The sequence below is a fragment of the Aliidongia sp. genome (assembly GCF_035943795.1).
Taxonomy (GTDB): domain Bacteria; phylum Pseudomonadota; class Alphaproteobacteria; order ATCC43930; family CGMCC-115725; genus Aliidongia.
In genome coordinates, this window is sequence record NZ_DASZBY010000104.1 from 1 (window position 1) to 6,610 (window position 6,610).

The window sequence follows — 6,610 nt, forward strand, 5'->3', positions numbered from 1 at the left end:
GAGCTGGGCCTCGTAGCGCCGCAGCATCTCGTTGAGGGCGAAGGCGCGGGCCGCCAACCCGCCCTGCGCGCCATAGGTCAGGGCCGATTGATGCAGCTGCTCGCCGCGCCCGGCATCGAGCCCGTCGCCGGCCACGTCGCCCGGGCGTGTCGCCTGCAGTGCTTCGAGCGACGGCGGCCGCTCGCCGCCGACTACTTGCGGGGCAAATTTGGCGCCGGTGATCGGCTGGTTGAGCGGGTTGCCGAGCAGTTCGGTGCCCTGGTCGACCTCCGCCGCGGTCGGCATCGGCGGCACCGGCCGGTCGGTGATCGTGCCGTCGGCCCAGGCTGGCCGGAGCGTCAGGCCGAGCAGGACGAGGGCCGCCATCGAGGTCGAGCGCTTAGACATGATGGATCACCTGGACCTGATGATGCAGCGGGTCGAGCCGCACCGTGGCGCTGGCCCCCACGGCCTCGCCCAGCGCGCGGAAGACGTCGAACACCGGTTCCGGCCCGACGTTGACGGAGATCGGCAGCGGCACCGCATGCGGCGGCGCGTCGATCGCGACCGTGTAGCCGATGCTGTTGGCGAGCTTGACCACGGCGTCGTCGAGCGGACCCTGCCAGCCGAAGGTGATGTCGCGCTGCAGCTCGGCAGGCACCACCGGATCGGCCGGCGCCGTAATCGCCGGCGACGGCAACACCGTGCGGCCCAGCTCCGTCATCTCCCGGTCGATCTGCTGGAAGCTGTCGCGCAGCGCCAGTTCCGCGTTGGGCATGCCCGTGGTGTCGACAGTGGTCGGCACGTCCGGGGTGCTGGCGCATCCGGCCACGGCCAGAAGGACGAGGGCGAGCGAAAAGCGGGTCATGCTTCTCATCGCCGGGCTCCATGCCACCGATGGCCGGACCGATGGCGCCGCCACGTCCGCCAGGCGCGCGAAGGCCGTTTGAGCTTGACCCAAGTCGGAAACACCTCGCGCGGCTCGGCGTCCGCGCCGAACCCCGGGGTGACCCGGACGGCGACTGGCAGCGTGAAGCAGGGACTCAGCTGGACGTGGTGGATGGCCATGGCGATCTCCTTTCCCAGTAAGGATCGCCGCGCTTTGCGCGAATGGCGGTCGCCTATTCGGCGGCCTGCGCCAGCTCCTCGTCGGCGCTCCGGTCGAGCAGCTTCAGGCCGATGCCCTTGCCGTCGCTCAACTCGTCGGCCAGTTCCTCGATCACGCCGGTCTCCGCCCGGTCGCCCTGCTCGCCGCCGCGCAGGCGGTCGGCCTTGCGCCGCTCGATCTGCTTTAGCGCGGAGCCGGACGGGAAGATCCGGGCGAGGCGGGCGAGCCCCTCGCTGAACCCGAGCCGGGCATAGAGCCGGTTGCGCAGCGCCGTATCGCCGGGGGTGGTGCTGAGAGCCCAAAGCTCGATCGGCCCCAAGCTGTTGACGAGCTTCTGCTCGTACCGGTCCCCATCCACCTCCAGGATCGCGAAGAAGGGCGCGCCGCCGAGCCCGGGCCCGTGCAGGCCGTGGCGCACGACCGCGGCACTCGCGTCGGAGAGGTTGAACCGGTCGATAATCTCGTCCGCCTCGCGCTCGTCGCCGGCGCGCAGCACGAACCGGCCGGTCGACTGGCTGATCAGCGCGTCGCCCATGTCCGACAGGCGCTGGCTGGAGAAGCCCAGCTGAATATTGTGCTTGGGGCCTTCACGCATATCGAGTTCGGCCTGGGCGCGGACCAGCGGGCTGCCCTGGGTGCGGTGCCACTCGTCATAGTCGAGCCGCTTCACCGACTCGAGGATCTCCTGGAACCGGCCCCGGTGATAGTCGCGGACCGGCTCAGGGATATAAGGGAGATAATCGGGCTTCAGGAAGAAATTGCGGGCCAGGATGTGCCGCGCCAGCATGTACATCATCTCGGTCTGGCGATTGGCCGCGGCCGAGCCGGTCGGCGCCACCTCGGCCAGATCGAGCACGATGATCCGCGCCGAGCCGAAGTCGAGCCGGGTCGGGCTGTTCAACGTCGGATACTTGCGGATGATGTCGTAGATGTAGCGTTCGAACAGATCGCTGGCCTGTTCCTGGGTGACCTGGATCTTGAGCTTGGCGAACATGTCCTTGACCTGGTCGGTGCGCGCGGCACTGATCAGGTCCTCGAGCAACGGAACCGCATGGCGCTGGGCGATCTCCGCCAGCCGATGCTCGCCGACCGCGCAGAGCGCCGTCACCACGTCGCGCCAGTGCGGATCGTCCGGATGCAGGTCGATCCGGTACCGGTCGATCGCCGTGTCCACGGCCGGCTCGACACCTCGCCGATAGCCCTTGGGCGCGCCGCCCGGAACGTCGGTGCAGAGCCGGTACGCCTCGTCGATGACCAGGCCGATCATCTGGGTCATGCCCTCGAACGGCGTTGAAGTGTCCGGCGGCAGGGTCGCGAGCGACAGGAAGTTCTGTAGGAACGCGCGTTCGAGCGGCAGCGGGTATTGGCAGCCGACCTGCAGGTCGAACACGTTGAACTCGTGGCCCGGCGCGAACAGCAGGGCCTTGAAGATCGCCAGATGGCTGCGCTCGGGGCCGAGCGCCTCCTGGATCAGGCGGACGAAGCCCTCGGCCGAGGGCCCGATGTCGGCCTTGCCGATCAGCGGCAGCTTCGCCCCTTGCGCGCCCAGGACCGCCGAACTGAGGCAGAGCCCGAGATTGATCGTGTTGGCGAGCACGGACTTGCCGGAGCGGGGCGGGGCCACGAACAGGTCCAGGACCTGCAGCCGCTTCGAGCCGCCGGCCGGGTCATAGGGCCAGATGGCACCGTGGGGCAGCCGGAACAGCACGCTGCCGGCTTGCCACGGCGAGGAGGTGCGGTTCCACGGCAGCATGCCGAGCGCGTCGCCGAGCAGCGCCTGCGCCGGAGCACCAGTCGAGGCGAGCGACAGGCCGGGCACGCTGCTCATCACCGCCTCGAGCGGATCGCCGGCGAGACGGGTCGCCTTGCAATTGCCCCAGGCCTCGATCCGCTGCGATAGGGTGGCGGCCCGGCGCTGGAGCTTGCGGCTTTCGCCGCTCGGCGCCCAGGTCGCGAACGAAGCGCGGAACTGGACGCTGATGTGGTTGTCCGCCTCCCGTGCGTCGCGGATCGCCTGGAACGCGCGCCGGAGCGGGCCATTGCCCGGGAAGATCGACAGGAACGTGGCGGCGATCTCCTTTATGGCCATGGCGCTCTTGCCGCCGCCCTGGAGGCTGATCGTGCCGCGCCACGGAATCCGGTCGTTGCCCAGGTGCGCCGCCAGTTCCACGAACGGCCGCGGATCCTCCGGGCCCAGTTCCATGTCGACGGCGGCGTAGTCGTTCTGACCGATCTCGACGCGCTGGCCGCCATGGGTGAGCGCGTCATGGCGGAAGATCTGGCTGCGCAACGAGAGCCAGAGCCGGGTTTCGGCCGTGGGCTTGCGGTCCTCGTCCTCCGGCAGGCACGGCATGAACCGGTCGCCAACCAGGCACGGCTTCCAGGCCGAGCCGGCGGTCTCGCGATGCATCGCCTCGCGGACAATGACCAGGGCGTCGTGCGGATCGACCTCGGCGGCGCCGATATCGTGGGCTCGGAGTGACGACAGCACCCGGCCGACGAACGCGTCGTGCCGGGCCTTCATTACCTCGCTGCGCAGCCAGAACTTCTGCGCGGCGCCGATGCGCGGGATCTCCTTGGCAAGAGCCGCTTGTTCGTCCTTCATCTGCTTGCGCTCTTCCTTGGTGAGCAGCCCTGGCCGCGTCCAGAGGATGAAGTAGGCCGCCTCCCAGCGCATGATGCGCGGCCAGAGCCGCATGCGTTCGTCGAAGATGTCCGCCAGGTTCAAGCCGAGCTTGTCGGCGGCCTGCCGACACGCGCTCATGTTCAGCCGGTCGATCTCGACCGCGGACAAGTCTGGATCGGATGCGTACCAGCCGACGATGGCATGGCCGCGCTCCTCGAGCGTGCCGGACAGGTCGATCCGCATCGCGGACGCGATGCGCGCGATGTCGTCGCGCGAGGGAATGCGCCGGATGCCCTCGATCCGGACGAACGACACATAATCCCCCCGCTTGGTGACGAAGGCGTCGTCATGGGTCGTCTCCAGGTCGCAGAAGGATTCGAGCGGCTGGCGCAGCAGCAGCGAAAGACCGGCGAGCAGGTTCGAGATCAGGGCCATGGGTCAGATCCTCGCGGAATGGGGAGCCGGCAGGATCGGCGACAGCTCTCGTGTTGCGTTGAAGGCTTCGAGAAGCTGTGGGTAGACGTCCTGGCCATCCCGGTAGAATCGGCCGCGCGGCAGCAGCCTGGTGCCGCCGAGCAGGGACGCCCGGCGCTCGTAGGCGGCAGGGTCGAGGCCGAGGAGAGCGGCGCCCAACGCGCGCGGCGAGGTCGTGCCGACCCGGCTCTGGGCGGCGGCGCCGCGCTCCCGCAAGGCCGTGAAGGCGCTGTAGAGCGCGCGGAGCTCCGGGGTGTCGGATTGTGGTCGGCGCTCCATATGCGGCGGCTCGCCCTGCGCCCGGAGACCATGATGGATGTGGCGGGCGACGGCGTTGAGGGCCGCCTGCGACATCTCCGGCAGCCAGATCAGCGTCGCTTCCGCGTCGATCGTCGGCCGGCCGAGCTGCTGCGTGAGTTTGCACAGCACACAGGCGACTACCAGATTGCCCGGCGTGTCGTCGTGATCGCCGTTCAGATGAAAAGACTCCTGCCAGCCTGGGGCCTGGAAGCCGCAGAACTGGCAGGATGAGTCGGGAGAAACGGAGCGCTCCCGCCGCAGGCCGCCGGCATCGGCGTTCCAGGCCGAGGGATGGGCCGACAAGACGATCGGCAGGAGGCGCATGAGGTTAGCCGCCCGTGCCGAACTGGACGGTGGCCGGCGTGTCGTTGACGGTCGCGGCACCGCCGCTGCCGGTGACCGCGGCCTTGTTGATCCAGACGCCGCCGGTCGCGAACAGACCGCACAGCACGAGACCGGCGACGCCCATGGCGACGCGACCGTTTTCCCGGTTCTGCGGCTGACGCGATTGCCAAAGCGCCCAGACCCCGCCGACGAAGCAGACGAGTGCCGCGGAGTACATCAACATCTGGCCGACGTTGCCGCCGGCGTTGATGGCCTCGCTCGACATCGTGTTCACCTGGGCGCCGAGACCGCCGGCCGGTGCCGCGGAACCGCCGGCCGCAAACGCCTGGCCGGCGGTGATGGCGACGAGGGAGACGGCCGTGGCGATGCCTGCCACGGCCGACCTCCCCGCCGTTGCGAAGTGCCGCGTGCGGCTGAGCGCACCCTGCAGCTTCGACTTCTTGGTGATGATGGTATTCACGGCGAATGCTACTCCTCGACTATTGCGAGAGGTCTCTCCCCCTCGAGGATCAGCATCCGAAGCGCCTGCGCGAATGAACGCGGTAGATTTATGGAGCCACGAACTTTTTCGTCGGGCTTAAGTGTCAGCGGGATATCGACCCGGCCGGTTCACGGGTCCGTCTTGACCTTGTTGTTCAGCAAACGCTGCAACACCACCGATATGGATCACGGGAGGCCTCGCCGGCGGCACAGGCCGAGCAGAGATCGTCTTCGGCCCAGCCGCAGCCCTCCGGGCACGCGCAATCCTCCACGCAGCCGCATTCCCGGCAGGTCTGAATCCCGAGCGCCCAGAGATCGGGCAGCGCCAGGCCATGCCGTTCCGGATCGCCCGGCAGCACGTGCTCGCACACCACGCGGTCGAGAACGTCCGCAGCCATCAGGTTCGCGGCCGCATAGCCCTGTTTGGGATAGATCCCCATGTCCATCCCGATCGCGCCTATGGTCGCGGCGATCGCCGCGGCCCCAATGCGGTTCTGGACCTCCGGGTCGAGCCTGGCCCACGCCTCGGCCGGATCCAATCGCGGCACGAGAGGCGGCAGCGCGCGGGGCGGCGCCGATAGTTCGTCGTAGACGGGTTCGACATAACTCACTGCCATCGGGGACACTCCTTGCTGAAATTGATCTCGGGCCCCGAGTGCGGTTCAGGGGGGCAACCGCGGGTGCGGTGCCGCGGTTGGCCGGGCCCCTCAGGTCTGAAAGCTGTTCACGAGCCATTGCGCGATGGTCAGGACGTTGATCAGCATGACGCCGAACGTGAACTGAATGCCGCAGCCGGTCTGGCCACGGTTGCTCTGGCCGTTGACCACGGCACGCCAGGCCAGGATGGCGAAGAAGCAGCACATCGCCCCGAAGGATTGGAAGAACGCCTGGAACAGCTGCACGACATTGACGATGGCGTCGCCGGGCGTTTGGCCCAGCAGGTCCGCCGATGGTGTCGGCGCCGTGTAGCTGGTCAGGCCCTGGACGAGGGTGACCTGCAGGTTCGTGCCGGCGCTGACGTTGGCCTTGGTCAGGAACTTGTCGAAGGTCGCAAACACGCCGCACAGCACCAGCGAGAGGGCCGGGATCCAGGGCCGCTGGCGGAACGGATTGTCCGGCTGGGGCTGTTTCCAGAAGCCCCAGCCCGCGAACAGGAACAGCGCGATCGCCGCCAGATAGCAGAACGCCGGCAGCAGCGTCGCCAGCGCGAAGCCGATCGCCGATGCGAAATTGATAAGCCCCTGCATGGCCGGCGCCGCTACTGCAGGGTCCCGTGGTCGGTCACGACCACCCAGGCG

7 protein-coding genes are annotated in these 6,610 nt (G+C 68.5%); all 7 read right to left on the reverse strand.

From position 1 onward, the window contains the following. A partial coding sequence (locus VGV37_RS20325; RefSeq protein WP_326881578.1) for a type IV secretory system conjugative DNA transfer family protein occupies positions 1 to 387 on the reverse strand: 387 nt, incomplete at its 3' end. Then, positions 380 to 847 carry a DotD/TraH family lipoprotein gene (locus VGV37_RS20330; protein WP_326881579.1) on the reverse strand — a complete coding sequence of 156 codons (468 nt, stop codon included), beginning with the start codon at positions 845 to 847 and terminating at the stop codon, positions 380 to 382. The genes VGV37_RS20330 and VGV37_RS20325, both read right to left, overlap by 8 nt. Positions 848 to 1,100: 253 nt before the next feature. After that, positions 1,101 to 4,148: an ATP-binding protein gene (locus VGV37_RS20335; RefSeq protein WP_326881580.1), complete on the reverse strand. Its 3,048-nt coding sequence runs from the start codon at positions 4,146 to 4,148 to the stop codon at positions 1,101 to 1,103. A 3-nt stretch (positions 4,149 to 4,151) separates the two neighbouring features. Then, positions 4,152 to 4,811: a hypothetical protein gene (locus VGV37_RS20340; protein ID WP_326881581.1), complete on the reverse strand. Its 660-nt coding sequence runs from the start codon at positions 4,809 to 4,811 to the stop codon at positions 4,152 to 4,154. A gap of 4 nt (positions 4,812 to 4,815) precedes the next feature. After that, a complete protein-coding gene (locus VGV37_RS20345) occupies positions 4,816 to 5,292 on the reverse strand; it encodes a hypothetical protein (RefSeq protein WP_326881582.1) in 477 nt (158 codons plus the stop codon). Positions 5,293 to 5,467: 175 nt separating this feature from the next. Further along, the gene (locus tag VGV37_RS20350; protein WP_326881583.1) at positions 5,468 to 5,929 is read right to left on the reverse strand and encodes a hypothetical protein; all 462 of its coding nucleotides are present in this window, start codon (positions 5,927 to 5,929) and stop codon (positions 5,468 to 5,470) included. A 90-nt stretch (positions 5,930 to 6,019) separates the two neighbouring features. Next, on the reverse strand, positions 6,020 to 6,610 hold a 591-nt coding region (locus tag VGV37_RS20355), incomplete at its 5' end, for a hypothetical protein (RefSeq protein WP_326881584.1).